General features: G+C 60.6%; 14 protein-coding genes and 4 tRNA genes. 1 reads left to right on the forward strand and 17 read right to left on the reverse strand.

What is annotated here, in order from left to right:
* Positions 1 to 402 precede the first annotated feature (402 nt).
* A tRNA-Val gene (locus AACY49_RS16310) sits at positions 403 to 479 on the reverse strand.
* 183 nt (positions 480 to 662) lie between these two features.
* Here AACY49_RS16310 and AACY49_RS16315 point away from each other — a divergent pair.
* Complete coding sequence (locus tag AACY49_RS16315) at positions 663 to 1,946, forward strand: NAD(P)/FAD-dependent oxidoreductase (RefSeq protein WP_339525058.1); 1,284 nt, start codon at positions 663 to 665, stop codon at positions 1,944 to 1,946.
* Positions 1,947 to 2,112: 166 nt separating this feature from the next.
* Here the strand turns inward: AACY49_RS16315 and AACY49_RS16320 are convergent, their stop codons facing one another.
* The 16 genes from AACY49_RS16320 to AACY49_RS16395 form a co-directional block, all read right to left on the reverse strand.
* Positions 2,113 to 4,536, reverse strand: a complete 2,424-nt coding sequence (locus AACY49_RS16320) for a TonB-dependent receptor (RefSeq protein ID WP_339525060.1) — start codon at positions 4,534 to 4,536, stop codon at positions 2,113 to 2,115.
* A gap of 67 nt (positions 4,537 to 4,603) precedes the next feature.
* Positions 4,604 to 5,548 (reverse strand): FecR domain-containing protein, encoded by a 945-nt coding sequence (locus AACY49_RS16325; RefSeq protein WP_339525062.1) that lies wholly within the window; start codon positions 5,546 to 5,548, stop codon positions 4,604 to 4,606.
* Entirely contained in the window at positions 5,545 to 6,054 is a 510-nt protein-coding gene (locus AACY49_RS16330) for a sigma-70 family RNA polymerase sigma factor (RefSeq protein WP_339525064.1), read from the reverse strand. The genes AACY49_RS16325 and AACY49_RS16330 overlap by 4 nt, the downstream gene beginning before the upstream one ends.
* A gap of 248 nt (positions 6,055 to 6,302) precedes the next feature.
* A tRNA-Asp gene (locus AACY49_RS16335) sits at positions 6,303 to 6,379 on the reverse strand.
* 93 nt (positions 6,380 to 6,472) lie between these two features.
* Positions 6,473 to 6,549 (reverse strand) — tRNA-Asp (locus tag AACY49_RS16340).
* A 54-nt stretch (positions 6,550 to 6,603) separates the two neighbouring features.
* A tRNA-Val gene (locus tag AACY49_RS16345) sits at positions 6,604 to 6,679 on the reverse strand.
* A gap of 254 nt (positions 6,680 to 6,933) precedes the next feature.
* Complete coding sequence (locus AACY49_RS16350; protein WP_258696372.1) at positions 6,934 to 7,710, reverse strand: SDR family oxidoreductase; 777 nt, start codon at positions 7,708 to 7,710, stop codon at positions 6,934 to 6,936.
* Positions 7,707 to 8,918: an O-succinylhomoserine sulfhydrylase gene (locus tag AACY49_RS16355; RefSeq protein ID WP_320391045.1), complete on the reverse strand. Its 1,212-nt coding sequence runs from the start codon at positions 8,916 to 8,918 to the stop codon at positions 7,707 to 7,709. Before AACY49_RS16355 ends, AACY49_RS16350 begins: the two co-directional genes overlap by 4 nt.
* Before the next feature lie 67 nt (positions 8,919 to 8,985).
* Entirely contained in the window at positions 8,986 to 10,491 is a 1,506-nt protein-coding gene (purF, locus tag AACY49_RS16360; RefSeq protein ID WP_007905939.1) for an amidophosphoribosyltransferase, read from the reverse strand.
* Between the two features lie 46 nt (positions 10,492 to 10,537).
* A complete protein-coding gene (locus AACY49_RS16365; RefSeq protein WP_258696373.1) occupies positions 10,538 to 11,098 on the reverse strand; it encodes a CvpA family protein in 561 nt (186 codons plus the stop codon).
* Between the two features lie 98 nt (positions 11,099 to 11,196).
* Positions 11,197 to 11,862, reverse strand: a complete 666-nt coding sequence (locus tag AACY49_RS16370) for an SPOR domain-containing protein (protein ID WP_339525070.1) — start codon at positions 11,860 to 11,862, stop codon at positions 11,197 to 11,199.
* Positions 11,846 to 13,153 carry a bifunctional tetrahydrofolate synthase/dihydrofolate synthase gene (folC, locus tag AACY49_RS16375; RefSeq protein ID WP_339525071.1) on the reverse strand — a complete coding sequence of 436 codons (1,308 nt, stop codon included), beginning with the start codon at positions 13,151 to 13,153 and terminating at the stop codon, positions 11,846 to 11,848. Before folC ends, AACY49_RS16370 begins: the two co-directional genes overlap by 17 nt.
* On the reverse strand, positions 13,150 to 14,070 hold the full coding sequence (gene accD / locus AACY49_RS16380) for an acetyl-CoA carboxylase, carboxyltransferase subunit beta (RefSeq protein WP_258696376.1): 921 nt from the start codon (positions 14,068 to 14,070) through the stop codon (positions 13,150 to 13,152). The genes folC and accD overlap by 4 nt, the downstream gene beginning before the upstream one ends.
* A 311-nt stretch (positions 14,071 to 14,381) precedes the next feature.
* On the reverse strand, positions 14,382 to 15,005 hold the full coding sequence (locus AACY49_RS16385; protein WP_339525073.1) for a phosphoribosylanthranilate isomerase: 624 nt from the start codon (positions 15,003 to 15,005) through the stop codon (positions 14,382 to 14,384).
* Between the two features lie 63 nt (positions 15,006 to 15,068).
* Positions 15,069 to 15,893, reverse strand: coding sequence for a tRNA pseudouridine(38-40) synthase TruA (gene truA / locus AACY49_RS16390; RefSeq protein WP_445262648.1), 825 nt, complete (start codon positions 15,891 to 15,893; stop codon positions 15,069 to 15,071).
* A 338-nt stretch (positions 15,894 to 16,231) separates the two neighbouring features.
* Positions 16,232 to 18,886: a FimV/HubP family polar landmark protein gene (locus AACY49_RS16395; protein WP_339525077.1), complete on the reverse strand. Its 2,655-nt coding sequence runs from the start codon at positions 18,884 to 18,886 to the stop codon at positions 16,232 to 16,234.
* Positions 18,887 to 18,950 lie beyond the last annotated feature (64 nt).

The following is an 18,950-nucleotide window of genomic DNA, read 5'->3' on the forward strand; positions in this document are numbered from 1 at the left end:
CGGCAATAGGGACTTCAGACTAACAATGCGAACCTGCGTCGCTGCGCTCCGACTGCTTGTCCGAATGAGCGTGGAACAGGTGTCCGGATGTTGGTGGGCTGAGTGTCCGGATGGCGTGGAATCCGCAGCTGGAGCATGATGACGAACCACCGAGGCTAAATTGACACCTCCCCTTCCCTCAAACCATTTAGGCCATCAGTAAATCTTTGATGGCCTAGTGTATTGCGTCGCACATTCAGCTATCGAGGAAACCGCAACAGAATCATTCGCTTTAGGCGTTCGCATTGCTCCGTGTGAACGAACCCGATATTTTGTGAACGTTCTGCATGAAATCCGAAGCAACAAAAAAGGGCCCACCTTTCGGTGAACCCTTCTAGACCGCCCAGCAGAGCGGATTTTGTTTGGTAGGCGCGATTGGACTCGAACCAACGACCCCCACCATGTCAAGGTGGTGCTCTAACCAACTGAGCTACGTGCCTGCTGTGAGGCGGCATTCTACGGAATTCCGGAGGGGTGTCAACACCTTTTTTTCACCTAACCCTATGAATATGCAAAATATTTAATTTTCCGCTCACAAAGAAGATTTTCCGGTGACTGGCGGCTGATTTTTAACTCGGGTAGGATCGATGCACTCGTAAAATATATTAAACAGAGGCTGCAGGATGGCGAACACTCCCTACCCAGAGTCCTATTACGCCGCGTCGGCCAATGCAGCGCCACCGCGCCCGGCCTTGCAGGATGATGTAGAGACTGATGTCTGTGTAATCGGCGCCGGTTACACCGGCCTTTCCTCTGCCCTGTTTCTGTTGGAGAACGGTTTTCGGGTAACGGTCCTGGAGGCGGCCAAAGTGGGTTTTGGCGCATCGGGGCGCAACGGTGGCCAGATCGTTAACAGCTACAGCCGTGACATTGATGTGATCGAGCGCAGTGTCGGCCCCAAGCAAGCTCAGTTGCTGGGGCAGATGGCGTTTGAGGGGGCGCGGATCATTCGTGAGCGGGTCGCCAAATATAATATCCAGTGCGACTTGAAGGATGGCGGTGTGTTCGCCGCCATTACCGCCAAGCAGATGGGCCATCTGGAATCCCAGAAGCGGTTGTGGGAGCGTTTCGGTCACACTCAGCTTGAATTGCTGGATCAGCGACGCATCCGTGAAGTGGTGGCTTGCGATCAATACGTCGGCGGCATGCTCGACATGAGTGGCGGGCATATTCATCCGCTCAACCTTGCCCTGGGCGAGGCAGCGGCCGTGGAATCGCTGGGCGGCACTATTTACGAACAGTCGCCAGCGGTGCGCATCGAGCGCGGCGCCAATCCGGTGGTGCATACACCTCAGGGCAAGGTCAGGGCCAAATTCATCATCGTCGCCGGCAACGCGTACATCGGCAATCTGGTGCCGGAGCTGGCGGCCAAGTCGATGCCCTGCGGGACTCAAGTGATCACCACTGAACCCTTGGGCGATGAATTGGCCAAGCGCCTGTTGCCCCAGGACTACTGCGTCGAAGACTGTAACTACCTGCTCGACTACTATCGCCTGAGCGCTGACAAACGCCTGATTTTCGGCGGCGGTGTGGTCTATGGCGCACGGGATCCGGCGAACATCGAGGCGATCATTCGACCAAAGATGCTCAAGGCCTTCCCACAGCTCAAGGACGTGAAAATCGATTACGCCTGGACCGGCAATTTCCTGCTGACCCTGTCGCGCCTCCCCCAGGTCGGACGCCTGGGCGACAACATCTACTATTCCCAAGGTTGCAGCGGCCACGGCGTGACCTACACGCACCTGGCGGGCAAGGTGTTGGCCGAGGCATTGCGCGGTCAGGCCGAGCGCTTCGACGCCTTTGCCGACCTGCCCCACTACCCATTCCCCGGCGGGCAATTATTGCGTACACCGTTCGCGGCATTGGGTGCCTGGTACTACGGACTGCGGGACAAGTTCGGATACTGACCGCTAGAGGTGAAAGGGGCCGTTGAATACGGCTTATGCCAGTCAGTTAAGCCCACATGGATTGCGCTTAACTGACTGGCATTACGCAGTGCCTCTATCTTGCCACGTCCACCCGCGACAACACGGCAATGCCCTTCCCTGCGGCGCAGCGCACGGTTGGATCGATTCAGAAGTCGACTGTCGCCGAAACGAGGTAGGTTCGTGGGGTCGAGAGCGTCAACCCGGGCTCGCTGTCATCCGAAGCCCCGGCCGAACTCCAGTAGCGCTTGTCTGCCACGTTCTCGACATTGGCACGCAGGGTGATGTTCTTTTCATCGATCTTGAACGCATAGCGTGCACCCACGTCGAAACGCTCCCAGGCGTCGATTTCCTTGTTGTTGGACTGGTCCAGATACTGCGAGCTGGAATAGATGCCGCGGCTGGTCAGGGTCAGGCCCTGTACGGTCGGCACATCCCACTCGGCGCCCAGGTTGACGTTGTATTTCGGCGTGGCAGGCGCGCGGTTGCCGTCGAAGGTGCCATTGGTGGTGTCGGTCAACTCGCTGTCGATGTACATGACACCGCCGAGCAGACGGAAACCATCGAGCGGTTCACCGAACACACTCAGTTCCACACCGTCGTTTTGACGCTTGCCGTTCGGGCCGAAAACCCGCGTCGTGGCGTTGGTCTCATAGGCCGGCTGCTTGATCCGGAACACCGCGGCGGTCACGGCGAACGCACCCGCGTCATACTTGGCGCCGACTTCGACCTGCCGGCTGATGAACGGCGGGAATATCTCGTCCTCGTTCACCGAGGTCGACGGCGCGATCTTGCCCTGGCTCAGCCCCTCCATGTAGTTGGCATACAGCGACAGCTTATCGGTTGCCTTGAACAGGATGCCGCCCGACGGCGAAACCTTTTCCTCATCGTAGGCCGTGGTGCCTTTGACATCATCCGCCCAGTCATCAACCTTCACGCGCTGCCAGCGAGCGCCGAGGGTCAGCAGCAACCGGTCATCGAAGAAACCCAGGGTGTCGGACAACGCCACGCCGCTGAAACGGTTCTCGGTGTAGACCTTCGAATCGAGTCGGGTGGGACTGCCAGGTGTTGGTGTTTCCACGGGGTCGTAGAGGTTGCTGCGGGCCGCGGCATAACGGGCGCCGCCATTTTCGAAGTCCATGTAGAAATAGCTGGCGGCCAGGTTGACTTCATGGCTCACCGGGCCGGTATGAAACCAGTTGCGCACCCCTGCCGTGGCCGTCCGGACATTTTCGTCACGGGTAAAGTCACGCGGCTGAACGCTGAAATCGCCGGCGTCGTTGGTGACCGCAACGGCATGCCGGAGAAAGTCATGGTTGCTTTTACGCGCGCCCACACCGCCGTACAGCATGACGGAGTCGCTGACATCGAATTCGCCGTTCACCGTCCCGAACGTGTCGTGGGTACTCGCCTTGCTCCAGGGCTGCGCATAGTTGTGGCGCACATCGTTTGCATTTGGAACTTTCGCATTGGCGCCGACCTGCACACGTTCCTGCGGGGCGTCGGTATCACGCTCGGTGCGCCCCAGGTCCGTCGAGAGTCGCAGGCGTTCACCGCGAAAATCCAGGCCCAGCACGGCCATCTCGCGGTCGACACTCTGATGATCCCATTCGGTGTCGCCGGACTGCTTCACACCGTTGAAACGAATACCGAACTTGTTGTCTTCACCAAAGCGCCGGCCGACATCCACGGCACCGCCGACCTGGTTGTCGGAAGCGTAGCTCCCGGTAAACGAAGTGATGGGCTTGTCGGTCGCGCGCTTGGGCACCACGTTGATCCCGCCACCCACGCTGCCCCGCGGCGAGATGCCGTTGATGAGCTGGCTCGGACCTTTGAGGATGTCGACGCGGTCGGCCATCTCCATGTCGATCGTATAAGTCGGCAGGACACCGTAGAGACCGTTGTAGGCGACATCACTATTGAACAGGCTGAGCCCGCGAATGGTGAACTGCTCATAACGCCCACCCGCCGGGTTGGTAGCGCGTACCGAAGGATCGCTGGCGATCAGGTCACCCAAGGTACGAGCCTGCTGGTTTTTGACCACCTCGTTGGTGTAGGTGGTCATGCTGAATGGCGTTTCCATAAAATCTTTCGAGCCCAGCAAGCCTTGCGAACCGCGGCGCGCGACCTGGCCGCCGGCATACACCTCGCTGTCCACCCCGCCCGTGGCACCGAGAATCGAGGTGGGGGCCAGTTGCAGGCTGCTGCCTTCTGGCGCCGGGGTCAGGATGTAGGCCTGTTCACCCACGGGCTGCAATTGCAGACCGGAACCCCGCAACAGCCGGGCAAAGCCCTCCTCGACCGCATATTCACCGGAAAGACCGGGGCTGGCGCGACCGCCCACCAGTGCCGGGTCGACCGAGAGATTGACGCCAGACAGACCGGCGAAGCGGGTCAGCGCATCGCTCAGGCTGCCGGCAGGCACCTGATAATTGCGCCGGACACTGTCTTCGGCCCAACTGACAGTGATGAACAACGGACTGGCACTCAGGCCCAACAACAGGCTCAAGTGCAACAACGGACGCAAGCGGGAAGAAGCCGGACGCGGACAGCAAGGTATTACTGCGGGCATTGAAATAGCTCTCTTGATTCGTTCACATGCCTTGAATGACAAGCGAGTCGAAAAAAGGGGACAGGCTTCACACACTATTTTTGCGCGGCAGCAACGTAACCCAATATCGCGAACGCAAATGCACCTCCAGCGGCAGGCTGGCCGCCAGCAACGCGAGGACGCGATCGGTGTCGTCCAGGCGGAAACTGCCGGTGACACGCAACGCTTCAAGCTCCGGCTCCCAACGCAACACACCCGGTCGATAAGTGCCGAGTTCGCGCAGGAAATCCCCCAGCGGCTGGTTTTTCGCCATCAGCACGCCTTCTCGCCAACCTGGCGCAAGCACATCGAATGGGCCGACCGGCCCAACGCCAGCAGCTTGAAGACTGCCTTGTTGACCACTGCGCAAAGCCAACGCCGGCCCCCGCAAGGGCTGCATTTGCACGGCGCCGTTGTACACCGACACGCGGCAACCGCGCGCATCCTGACGAACACAGACTTCGCTCTGGCTGACGATGATCTGTCCAAACTTCGTTTGGATCGTCAGCGGCGATGCGCCCGGCACCTTCAGCGACAGCTCGCCCTCAATCAGCTTCAAGCGCCGGCTCTGCAAATCCACATCGACGGCACTGGCCGTGTTGAGTCGCAAGGAACTGCCATCAGCGAGTTGCACCTGTTTGCGCTCCCCGGTGGCCGTATGCAGATCGGCTCGCCAGACATCCAGGGGCAATTGTCGGCTGATCAGCCAAGCCGCCGGCACCAACGCCACCGCACCCAATGCACGCTTGAGCACCACACGCCGCCCCGGCTCGGGGCGATCCAGACTTTTGAGTGCCACGGCTGAAGGCAGATCGGCAAACCGCTGACGCAAGGCTTGAGCCTTCTGCCAAGCCTGCTCGTGACTGACGCAACTGTCGCGCCAACGCTGCAGATTCGCACGATCCTGCTCGTTGGCACTCCCAGATTCCAACAGTGCGAGCCACTTCGCGGCAGCTCGCACTGCCTGACGGGCGTCGGGTACCGGACTGCTCACAGCTCCACCAACAGACAATGCTCGTAGGCGTGCGCCATGTAGCGTTTGATCGTGCGCTCAGATACCCGCAGGCGCTCGGCGATTTGCTGATAGTTCAAGCCTTCCAGCTGACTCCAGAGAAACGCCCTGCGCACCGCCGTCGGCAGCCCGTCGAGCAACTCATCCAGGGCTTGCAGGGTTTCCAGCAGCAGCCAGCGCTGCTCGGGTGATGGCACGCAGTCTTCAGGCATCGACGCTAACGCGGCCAGATAGGCTTGTTCGAGACTGCGACGCTTGTAGAAATTGCTCAGCAGGCGTTTGCCCACGGTCAGCAGATAGGCACGGGGCTCCTGCAGGTCGGCAATTCGCTGAGAACTGGCGAGTAAACGCAGGAACGTATCCTGACTGAGGTCCGCCGCATCACAGGCGTTGCCCATGCGTCGTCTCAACCAGCCTTCAAGCCAGCCACGGTGATCGCGGTACAGATCGTGGAGGGTCTGCTCCTTCGGCATCGCTGCATCACTCATCTCAAGAAGTCCTGTGCCAAGGATTATCGTAAATGAGAGTGATTCTAATTAATGTCGAGGCCGCGAACCAAGCCCTTTATGCACCGAATGTACAGAAAGGTCGTATTGGGAAGACTGGAGAGGCATAAAAGCCAAATTGAAGACACAAAAAACCCCGGTCTTTCGACCAGGGTCTTTGCTATCGACTCGAAGATAGCCATCGGCTTGCTTCGTAGCTCCAAGGCGTTCAGTGGGCCTTGAGGCAGATATGGCGCAGCGGACGGGACTCGAACCCGCGACCCCCGGCGTGACAGGCCGGTATTCTAACCGACTGAACTACCGCTGCGTATCGCTTTGGACTTTCGCCCAAGTAACTCGTCTGACTGAAAAGCTTCGAAGCTTTTCAATCTCGAGGCAGATAAACCTGACTCGGAAAATATGGCGCAGCGGACGGGACTCGAACCCGCGACCCCCGGCGTGACAGGCCGGTATTCTAACCGACTGAACTACCGCTGCGCGTCGGTGGAGGCTTTTCAGCTTCCCTCTTGCTTACGCAAGAGTCTCAAGAAGTGGTGGGTGATGACGGGATCGAACCGCCGACATTCTGCTTGTAAGGCAGACGCTCTCCCAGCTGAGCTAATCACCCTTTGCTTCTCTGAGGCCGCGAAATTTACGCAGGTATCGAAGCTAAGTCAATACCCCGCTTGAAGTTTTTCTGAAAAAGACAAAATCGTGTCAATCCGAACGAGGCCGGTAACCGCCAGACCGCTTTCGCGAGCAGGCTCGCTCCCACAGTGAACCGCGTCTCTTAGGGCAACATGCTTTCTAATGTGGGAGCGAGCCTGCTCGCGATGATGGCGGCACATCCAACATCAATGCTGGAGACAGCGCGCCGCCCTATTACTCGCTGTAAATCATCTTCTTGGTCATGCCACCATCGACCACAAACTCCTGGCCCGTGACGAAACCGGCGTTCTTCGACAGCAACCACGCCACCATCGCCGCCACGTCCTCGACCGTCCCTACCCTGCCCGCCGGATGTTGCGCATGATCGGCGTCGGTCAACGGTTCGGCACGCCGCGCCGCCGGATCCCGCGCATCGATCCAGCCAGGACTGACCGCGTTGACACGAATCTCCGGCCCCAAACTGATAGCCAAGGCGTGAGTCAGGGCCAACAGACCGCCCTTGCTCGCCGCATAAGCCTCTGTGTCGGGTTCCGACTGCCCGGCGCGGGTCGAGGCCAGATTGACGATGGCGCCGCTGTGAGCACGCAGGTACGGCGCACAGTGCTTGGCCAAGAGCATCGGCCCGCTCAGGTTCACCGCCAGCACCCGGTTCCAGTACGCCAGATCGAGGCTTTCCAGGGTGATATTGTGCGGATCGGCCACCGCCGCATTGCACACCAGCGCGTCCAGGCGCCCGAACTGCCCCAGCACCTCGGCCACGCCCAGCGCCACCTGCGCTTCATTCGCGACGTCCATGGCGATGAACCAGGCGTGTTCGCCAAGCACCTTCGCCACTTTCGAACCGCGCTCCCGATCCAGATCGGTCAGCACCACCTGCCAGCCTTCGCTGATCAGCCAGGCCGCAATGCCCAGGCCAATGCCCCGTGCCGCACCAGTGACCAGAGCGACGCGGCCATGGGTACCCGTGGTCGGCGTGGACAACTCGATCACAAGGCAGCCAACCCGCGCGCCAGATCGGCCTGCAGGTCTGCCACGTCTTCCAGACCGACCGCTACGCGGATCAGGCTGTCACGAATCCCCGCCGCTTCACGCTCTTGCGGCGCGAGACGGCCGTGAGAAGTGGTGCTTGGGTGCGTGATGGTGGTTTTGCTGTCGCCCAGGTTGGCGGTGATGGAGATCAGGCGAGTCGCATCGATAAAGCGCCAGGCGCCTTCTTTGCCGCCCTTGACCTCGAAACTCACGACCGCACCGAAGCCCTTCTGCTGACGCTGGGCCAGTTCGTGCTGCGGATGGCTCTTGAGGCCCGCGTAATGGACTTTCTCGATGCCGTCCTGCTGCTCCAGCCACTCGGCCAGTTGCTGGGCATTGGCGCAATGCGCCTTCATGCGCAGGCTCAGCGTTTCCAGACCCTTGAGGAAAATCCAGGCGTTGAATGGGCTCAGGGTTGGCCCGGCGGTGCGCAGGAAGCCAACGACCTCCTTCATCTGCTCGCTGCGACCCGCCACGACCCCCCCCATGCAACGACCCTGGCCGTCGATGAACTTGGTCGCCGAGTGCACGACGATGTCCGCGCCCAGCTTCAGCGGCTGCTGCAACGCAGGCGTGCAGAAGCAGTTGTCGACTACCAGCATCGTACCTTTGGCGTGAGCAATTTCCGACAGTGCCTTGATGTCTACCAGCTCGGCCAGCGGGTTGGACGGCGACTCGACGAACAGCAACCTGGTGTTGGCCTTGATCGCCGCATCCCAGCCGGACAAGTCCGCCAGGGGCACGTAATCGACTTCGATACCGAAGCGCTTGAAGTACTTTTCGAACAGGCTGATGGTCGAACCGAACACGCTACGCGACACCAGCACGTGATCGCCGGCGCTGCACAGGCTCATGACCACGGCCATGATTGCCGCCATGCCGGTCGCCGTGGCCACCGCTTGCTCGGCGCTTTCCAAGGCGGCAATGCGCTCTTCGAACGCACGTACGGTCGGGTTGGTGTAGCGCGAGTAAACGTTGCCCGGCACTTCCCCGGCAAAGCGCGCAGCCGCGTCGGCGGCAGTACGGAAGACGTAGCTGGAAGTGAAGAACATCGGATCACCGTGTTCGCCTTCCGGCGTGCGGTGCTGACCGGCGCGTACGGCCAGGGTATCGAACGCTACGCCTTCGAGGTCGCTGTCCAGCCGACCGGCATCCCAATCCTGACTCATGCTGTCACTCCTTGCCTTGCTCTTTATTTAGTAGATACAAAACCGGCCCCTCAGGGCCGGTAGTTACTCAGTTGTTGTACAGATCAATGATCGCACTGACTGCCTGCGTCTTGACCTTGGAGGCATCGTTGCGCGCCTGCTCGATCTTGTTCAGGTAAGCCTCGTCGACGTCGCCGGTGACGTACTGGCCGTCGAACACCGCGCAATCGAACTTCTCGATCTTGATCTTGCCGCCACCGACCGCTTCAATCAAGTCAGGCAAGTCCTGATAGATCAACCAGTCGGCGCCGATCAGGTCGGCAACATCCTGAGTCGAACGGTTGTGGGCGATCAGTTCGTGGGCGCTTGGCATGTCGATGCCATAGACGTTCGGGTAACGAACAGCCGGTGCAGCGGAGCAGAAGTAGACGTTTTTGGCGCCGGCTTCGCGAGCCATCTGAATGATCTGCTTGCAGGTGGTGCCGCGAACGATGGAGTCGTCCACCAGCATCACGTTCTTGCCGCGGAATTCGAGTTCGATGGCGTTGAGCTTCTGGCGTACGGATTTTTTCCGTGCAGCCTGCCCCGGCATGATGAAGGTCCGGCCGATGTAGCGGTTCTTCACGAAGCCTTCGCGGAACTTGACGCCCAGGTGGTTCGCCAGTTCCAGGGCCGCGGTACGACTGGTGTCCGGAATCGGGATGACCACGTCGATGTCGTGATCCGGGCGCTCGCGCAAGATCTTCTCGGCGAGCTTCTCGCCCATGCGCAGACGAGCTTTGTAAACCGAAACGCCGTCGATGATCGAGTCCGGACGCGCCAGGTAGACGTGTTCGAAGATGCACGGCGTCAGCGAAGGATTGGTCGCGCACTGACGGGTGTGCAGCTTGCCGTCTTCAGTGATGTAGACCGCCTCGCCCGGCGCCAGGTCGCGAATCAGGGTGAAACCGAGCACGTCCAGCGAAACGCTTTCGGAGGCGATCATGTACTCGACGCCTTCGTCGGTGTGACGCTGACCGAAAACGATCGGACGGATGCCGTGCGGATCGCGGAAACCGACGATGCCATAACCGGTCACCATCGCCACGACCGCGTAACCACCGACGCAACGATTGTGCACGTCGGTGACGGCGGCAAACACGTCTTCTTCGGTCGGCTGCAACTTGCCGCGCTGGGCCAGCTCGTGCGCGAACACGTTGAGTAGCACTTCCGAATCGGAGTTGGTGTTGACGTGGCGCAGGTCAGATTCGTAAATCTCCTTGGCCAGCTGTTCAACGTTGGTCAGGTTACCGTTGTGCGCCAGGGTGATGCCGTACGGCGAGTTGACGTAAAACGGTTGAGCTTCGGCCGAGGTCGAACTGCCCGCAGTCGGATAACGCACATGGCCAATGCCCATGTGGCCGACCAGACGCTGCATGTGACGCTGATGAAACACGTCACGCACCAGGCCATTGTCCTTGCGCAGGAATAACCGGCCATCATGACTGGTCACGATACCGGCAGCGTCCTGGCCGCGGTGCTGGAGGACGGTTAGCGCGTCATACAGCGCCTGATTGACGTTCGACTTACCGACGATACCGACGATGCCACACATGCGACGCAACCCCTACTTAATGGATCTGAACTGAACTGAACACAACTCACTGAGGCGTTTTGGCCGTCGGCAAGAGGTGCTCCTTGAACGGAATATCAGCGGGTACGCTGATTCCGCTGGCAAGCCACTGACTGCTCCACCCGAGGATCAGGTTTTTGGACCAGTCTGCGACCAATAAAAACTTTGGCACGAGTTGGGATTCTTTCCACCACCCGTCCTGCTGTACCGGCCCCAGGCTCAACAGCCCGACCGCCACGACCACCAGCAACACGCCACGCGCAGCGCCGAAGGCCATGCCGAGGAATCGATCGGTCCCGGATAGCCCGGTGACGCGAACCAACTCGCCGATAAGATAATTGATCATTGCGCCCACAATTAAAGTGGCGACAAACATGATGGCACAACCCGTGATCACACGAGCCGATGGCGTTTGGATGTATCCGGCGAGGTACTCGGACAATGAACCACCGAACATCCAGGCGACGACTCCTGCGATGATCCAGGTCACCAGCGATAATGCTTCTTTGACGAAGCCGCGGCTCAAACTGATCAATGCGGAGATGGCGACGATTGCGACGATCGCCCAATCAACCCAGGTAAATGGCACAGTGCAGCCTACAGACGGATAAGGCGGCGCATTTTAGCAGAGCCCATGGCTGTCGGTAAGCTGAGATTGTCAGTGCTTTTCAAATCGGGGCGATTGTTCTAACCGCGCTCAGGCTGAAAACGCACCACAAAACCCTTGAGGCTCTGCTGACGACTCAACAAGTCACGCAGACGATCGGCTTCCGCGCGCTCGATCAACGGCCCGACGAACACCCGATTCTTGCCATCGGCGGAGCGGATATAGGCGTTATAGCCTTGGCTGCGCAGGGTTTTCTGCAGGCTTTCAGCGCTTTCACGGCTCGACAGGCTGGCCAGTTGCACCGACCAGCTGACCGACAGGCCATTGGCATCGACGCGGCTTGGGGTGGTAGTGACCGGCTTGGCCGGTGCGGCAGCGATTGGCTGGGCAGGTGTCGGCACGGGCTTGACGACTGGTGCCGCAGGCGGCGCGACCGGCTTGGCAGTCGGCGGCGCTGGCGCCACGGGAGCACTTTGCGCGATCGGTGTCGACGGCGCTTGCTGCTCGGCAATTTCGTCGTCGCCTGGCACAGGTTCCTGCGGCAATGCCTGCGGTTCAGGCACCACCACCGGCTCAATCTGCACTTGCGGCATTGCGGGCGCGTGCGGCGCAGCAGGCGCGTCGACCGTCACCTGACGCTGCTCATCCTGACGGGAAAACAGCATCGGCAGGAAAATCACCGCCAGCGCCACCAGCACCAGGGCGCCGACCATGCGCTGCTTGTACGCCTTATCCAGCAAAGCCATTTGCCGCTTCCTCCGTGGAGTGCCGGGCCAGCCATTCAAGGGCCTCGGCGACACAATAAAATGATCCGAACAACAGAATTTCGTCGTCGCTCGTCGCCTGCGCGCACTGCCCTTCCAGGGCGGCGGCCACGCTGTCATAAGACGTTACCGAGGCGCCGAGGTTCTGTAATGCCGCATGCAACTGCGCAACCGGTCGTGCCCGCGGCGAATCCAGCGGTGCGACGGCCCAATGCTGGACACTAGCATTCAATTCACCGACAACACCATCCAGGTCCTTGTCCGCCAACAGCCCGAACACCGCCAGACGCTTGCCGGCCGGTGGTCGGCTGGCCAGACGACGAGTCAGATATTCTGCCGCATGGGGGTTGTGCCCCACATCCAGCAACAGATTCAGACGCTTGCCCTGCCAGTCGAACTGACGACGATCGAGACGACCGACCACCCGCGTCGCTTTCAGGGCTTCAATAATCTGCGCATCCACCCAAGGCAAACCAAGCAACAGGTAAGCCTGCAAGGCCAATGCGGCGTTTTCCATCGGCAGATCAAGCAATGGCAGATCGTGCAACTCAACCGCACGCCCTTGGGCATCAACACCGCGCCACTGCCAGTTGTGATCGGTGATCCCCAGGTCGAAATCGCGCCCACGCAGGAAAAACGGGCAATTGAGCTCGCGCGCTTTATCCAGCAAAGGTTGTGGAGGATTCAGATCGCCGCAGAGCGCAGGCGCACCCTGGCGGAAGATTCCGGCCTTTTCGAAGGCCACGGATTCGCGGGTATCGCCCAGGTAATCCGCATGGTCGACACCAATGCTGGTCACCAGCGCGATATCGGCGTCCACCACGTTGACCGTATCCAGACGCCCACCCAGGCCGACTTCCAGCACCACCGCATCCAGACTAGCCTGTTGAAACAGCCAGAACGCCGCCAGGGTGCCCATCTCGAAGTAAGTCAGGGACGTCTCGCCACGGCCCGCTTCGACCGCTGCAAAGGCTTCGCACAGCTGAGCGTCAGTGGCTTCGACACCATTGACTTGCACCCGCTCGTTGTAACGCAGCAGGTGCGGGGAATTGTAGACACCCACGTTCAGGCCCTGCGCCCGCAGCAACGAAGCCACGAAAGCGCAGGTAGATCCCTTGCCGTTGGTGCCGGTGACCGTGATCACCCGAGGCGCCGGCTTGCCCAGCCCCATGCGGGACGCTACCTGTTGCGAACGCTCCAGCCCCATGTCGATGGCCGAAGGATGCAACTGTTCAAGGTAAGCGAGCCACTCGCCAAGGGTGCGCTCGGTCATATGTTCGCAGGTACCGGTGGAACCACGATCGGCTCGATCGGCGCAGCGACGAACTTCGGTGTCGGCTTGCCCATCAGTTGCGCCAGCAGATTACCCAGGCGCGGACGCAGTTCCTGGCGGTGAATGATCATGTCGATTGCGCCGTGCTCCAGCAGGAACTCGCTGCGCTGGAAGCCTTCCGGCAGTTTTTCGCGAACGGTCTGCTCGATCACGCGCGGACCGGCGAAACCGATCAGGGCTTTCGGCTCACCGACGATCACGTCGCCGAGCATCGCCAGGCTGGCGGAAACACCGCCGTAGACTGGGTCGGTCAGTACCGAGATGAACGGAATGCCTTCTTCACGCAGACGCGCCAGCACCGCGGAGGTCTTGGCCATTTGCATCAGGGAGATCAGCGCTTCCTGCATCCGCGCACCGCCGGAAGCGGAGAAGCAGATCATCGGGCAACGGTTTTCCAGGGCGTAGTTGGCGGCGCGCACGAAGCGCTCACCGACGATGGCGCCCATCGAACCACCCATGAAGGAGAATTCGAAGGCCGACACCACCACCGGCATGCCCAGCAAAGTACCGCTCATGGAGATCAGTGCGTCTTTTTCGCCGGTCTGCTTTTGCGCAGCGGTCAGGCGATCCTTGTACTTCTTGCCGTCGCGGAACTTCAGACGGTCAACCGGCTCCAGGTCCGCACCCAGTTCGGCACGACCGTCAGCGTCGAGGAAAATGTCGATACGGGCGCGAGCGCCGATACGCATGTGGTGGTTGCACTTGGGGCAAACATCCAGGGTCTTTTCCAGCTCCGGACGATACAGCACCGCCTCGCAAGACGGGCATTTGTGCCACAGACCTTCAGGCACCGAGCTCTTCTTGACCTCGGAACGCATGATCGAAGGGATCAGTTTGTCTACTAACCAGTTGCTCATGCTTTCTTTCTCCAGTACCGGTGGCCCGAACGCTCTGGTTCGCAGCCCCGCGTATGCCCTTGACCTAAATTCATGTGTGTGTGTGGCGATGATCGATGGCTTGCCGGGTCAGCGAAACGTGACCTGCGTACAACCCAAAACATCCTCAGCCCTGCCTGCTTTGTGCAGGTGCACCTGTTTTATACAGAGCAGTGGACGGCGGCAGTCTGCCAGCCGTCACATCAACGTAGGAGCTGTCGAGTGAAACGAGGCTGCGATCTTTTGATCCTGAAGATCGCAGCCTCGTTTCACTCGACAGCTCCTGCAAGTTCCTACACAGCTCCTGCAACAGCTTTGATGAATGCCTGAATCTTTGCGTGATCCTTGATGCCCTTGCTCGCCTCTACCCCACCGCTGACGTCTACCGCGTAAGGCCGAACCCGGACAATTGCCTCAGCGACATTGTCCGGCGTCAAACCGCCCGCCAGAATGATCGGCTTGCTCAAGCCTTGCGGTATCAGTGACCAGTCAAAGGCCTCACCGGTTCCGCCCGGCACGCCTTCGACATAAGTGTCGAGCAAGATCCCGCTGGCACTGGCGTAGGCATCGCAACCTGCTGCGATGTCATCACCAGCCTTGACCCGCAACGCCTTGATGTACGGTCGGCGCCAGCCTTCGCACTCCGCGGCGGTTTCGTCACCATGGAATTGCAGCAGGTCCAGCGGCACGGCATCGAGGATTTCCCCCAACTCACAGTGGCTGGCGTTGACGAACAATCCCACGGTGGTCACGAACGGCGGCAGTGCCTTGATGATCGAGCGCGCCTGCTGAAATGTCACGGCCCGCGGGCTTTGGGCGTAGAACACGAATCCGATGGCATCGGCCCCGGCCTCGACCGCCGCCAACGCATCCTCTATGCGGGTAATCCCACAAATTTTGCTGCGAACGGCCGACATATCGATAGAACCTCAGGGCAAATCCAGGAAAGTCCCGGATGGTATCAAAAGCGTTCGAGGGCGTCAGCCGTCAAGTTCAGAGAAGCCGGTGAGGAAGTGCGGGCCGAGGTAGCGCTCGGGCAATTCAAACTCGTCGCGGTACTCGACTTGCACCAGATACAGGCCAAACGGATGGGCGGTCACCCCGCCAGAACGCCGAACGCGACTCTCCAGTACCTCTTTCATCCACGCCACGGGACGCTCGCCAGCACCGATGGTCATCAGCACCCCGGCGATGTTGCGCACCATGTGATGCAGGAACGCACTGGCGCGGATATCCAGCACGATCATTTTGCCATGGCGTGTAACGCGCAGGTGATGCAGCTCTTTGATCGGCGACTTGGCCTGGCATTGACCGGCGCGGAAGGCGCTGAAGTCATGGGTGCCGACCAGATACTGCGCCGCTTCGGACATGCGCTCGACGTCCAGCGGGCGGTGGTTCCAGGTGATTTCTTCGTTCAGGTGCGCCGGACGGATCTGATCGTTGTAGATCACGTAGCGATACCGCCGGGCGATGGCCTTGAACCGAGCATGGAAATGCGCCGGCATGACCTTGGCCCAGCTAACGCTGATGTCGTGCGGCAAGTTGATGTTGGCGCCCATGACCCAGGCCTTCATCGAGCGCTCGACCTGAGTGTCGAAATGCACCACCTGCCCGCAGGCATGTACCCCGGCATCGGTGCGCCCGGCGCAATGCAGCGACACAGGTGAGTCGGCGACTTTGGACAAGGCCTTTTCGAGGGCTTCCTGCACCGTGTCCACACCGGAGGCCTGACGTTGCCAGCCGCGATAACGCGAACCTTTGTATTCAACGCCCAACGCGATCCGGAAAAAGCCGTCGGCCGCCATTTCGGCGGCCGGATTATCTATATTTGCCAAGGGGTGACAGCCTGCTGGTCTACGCAAAGGCAGGCATTATAAGGCCGCCGGACCGGGATGCCAGAGGCGTGTGTTTTCTGTGCCCTGCCCGACCGGCTCAACTGCCGATGTTGATGCTGGATGAGATGCCCCCTTCGCGAGCAAGCCCGCTCCCACAGAGGATTGGTACCAGCCGCAAATAATGCCCCCCAATCATTGTGGGAGCGGGCTTGCTCGCGAAGGCGATCGAACAGCCACTATCGCATTACCGTCAAAACAAAAACGGCAGCCTCGATGGGCTGCCGTTCTGTTTACGCCTTACCGATGACTCACGCCAGACGAGACAGCATTTCCTTGGCTTCGCTCTTCTGACCGGCATCACCCTCGGCCACCACCTCATTGAGGATGTCTCGGGCGCCGTCGTTGTCACCCATGTCGATGTAGGCCTGAGCCAGGTCGAGCTTGGTGGCGACTTCGTCGGTGCCGGAGAGGAAATCGAAGTCCGGCTCATCAGCCACGGAGGCCAAAGCGTCTTCCGCGGTAAAGCTCGGCTCACCTAGGCTCTGGGACAGGCGATCCAGCTCAGCGTTGACATCGTTGAGTTCGTTTTCGAAGGCATCCGGCTGATCCGCAACGGCGTCCATTTCATCGGCCAGCGACAGGTCGAAGTCCGCCGGCAACTCCAGGTCGTCGAGCGGCGCCTCAGTCACGGTCGGCACTTCAGTGATGGTCGGCACTTCGGCGGCCGGCAAGCCCTTGAGGTCGTCATCCAGACTCAGCAGGAAATCATCTTCGGCCAGGGTCGCCGGCGAGGCATCGCCTCCCAGGTCCATGCCCAGATCGAAGTCCGACAGATCATCGAGGTTTTCCTTGATTTCGGTCTGCTGCTGCAATACCGACTCAAAGCTCAGGTCGTCGTCCAGCGGGAAATCGTCCAGCTCAGCCTGGAGTTCTGGTTCCGGTTCAGGCGCAAGCTCCGGCGCAACGACAGGCGCGACTGGAGCAGCCGACTCCAGATCGTCCAGGCTCAGATCAAAGGCGCTGTCGAAGTCGTCATCGGCCAATGCCGGTTCCGGGGCTTGCGGCTCGTCCAGCAGCAGGTCCTTGACGTACTGCGCGTCCAGTTCGGCAGCGATCGCCGCAGCGGCCAGGCCACCCGCAACTGCGACAGCCATCGCCGGGAAGCGGCTTTTCAGCTGCTCGACCCGGGCGAAGTTGTCGCCGTTGGCTACCAGTTGACGCTCCTGAGCAACGAACGCATCACGATCGCCCTGCTGACCATAAACCTCCATCAGTTTCAGGCGCAGGTCACTGCGCTGTGGTTCTTGCTTGATACCGTCTTCCAGCAAAGCGGCGGCCTGATTCAGGCGACCGCCCGCGATGTGCGTCTGTGCCTGGGCCAGCACATCGTCAGAGCGTTCGGCGGCAGGCGATACCAGCGGCGCAGCGATCGGCGGCGTCACCACAACCGGGGCAATCACCGGGGTCGGTGCGGGTGCAGGCGTTGGCGCAGTCGCGAGTTTCACGCTCGGCGGCGGAACCTCAAGACCTTCGAAGCTGCTTTCCGGCAGGTCTTGGTCGACGGAGAACTCTTGCTCCTCCGCCAAGGCACGAGCCATGCGCAGATGCTTTTCGGCCTCTTGCTGAGCCTTGCGGCGACGGGCCAGCAACAGCAGCAACAGCAGCAGAACCACCGCCCCACCGCCCACCAGACCCAGCAGGATCGGATTGGTCAGCAGTTCGTTGAATTTCTGATCGTCGGAGGTCGCAGGAGGCGTCTCGACGGCTGGCGCCGGAACGGCTTGCGGTGCGACAGCCTCGGGGGCAGGCGCTGCCGGAACCACGTCCGCAGGCGTTGCCGCAGGATTAGCCGCCAGTTCAGCCGACATCGCCGGAGCAGTCGCCGCAACCGGCGCACCTGCGGCGCCTTCTGCCTGCAGCTTGGCCAACTGGTTATTCTTCAGCTCGATCAGGCGTTGCAGCTTGTCCAGCTGACTTTGCAGATCGGTCATCCGGCTTTTCAGTTCGGCGTTGTCACGACGGGTCGTGTCGAGGCTTTCCTGGGTCACAGCCAGCTTGCTGCTCAAAGCTTTCGCATCACCGGCGGCCCCCTTGCCACGACCCTTGCCGGTGTCGGCAGAGACCAGGCTCAGCTTGTCTGCGGCGGCTTGCGACGAAGCGCCTTCACCGCGAGCGCGCTTGGTGGCATCGAGTTGCTGCTGCCCGGCCCCGGGTTTCGCCACGTAGCGACGACCCTGGCGCCACGCAGTGTTCTGCGCGGCGACCTCAGCGATGGCCTTGGGTTGCGGCAGGCTGGTGCTCTGCACCTGATCAGGCAGACGCAGCACGTGACCGGTTTTCAGTCGGTTGATGTTGCCATCGATGAACGCATCCGGGTTCAGCGCCTGAATGGCCAGCATGGTCTGCTGGACCGAGCCGCCATTACGCGCCTTCGCCGCGATTTCCCACAGGGTATCGCGTGGCGTGGTGGTGTATTGAGACGACTTGGTCGCACCGGTGACCGGCGCGGTCACCGCTTGGGCTGGCGCCGGTTGCGCGGCGGCATCGGCGGTCTGCGGCGAGAACTTGGACGGATCGAGCAGCACGCTGTAATCGCGCAACAAACGACCATTAGGCCACATCACCTGAACCAGGAATTTCACCATTGGCTCGGACAGCGGTTTGCTGGACGTGATGCGCAGGATGCTTTTACCGCTGGCGTTAAGCACCGGGGTAAAGGTCAAGTCGTTGAGAAACGCCTGGCGGTCGACACCGGCCTTGGCGAAGTCTTCGGGCGAGGCCAGGCTCGGCACCACTTCGGCAGCCGTGAGATCCTTGACATCAAGCAGCTCGATTTCCGCCACCAAAGGCTGGTTCAGCGTCGACTTCAGGGTCAATTCCCCGAGCCCGAGGGCATGCGCCGTACCGGAGGACAGCGCCGAGGCGGCCGCTATTGCTAACACCAGTTTGCGAACTTGAACCATAGCCTCATCCTTTGTTTGAACATTCCTCGGCCAGCGAGAAGGTGTTGATTGCCGCTGCCGTAAG

The sequence above is a fragment of the Pseudomonas sp. EL_65y_Pfl2_R96 genome (genome assembly GCF_963970905.1).
Lineage (GTDB): Bacteria > Pseudomonadota > Gammaproteobacteria > Pseudomonadales > Pseudomonadaceae > Aquipseudomonas.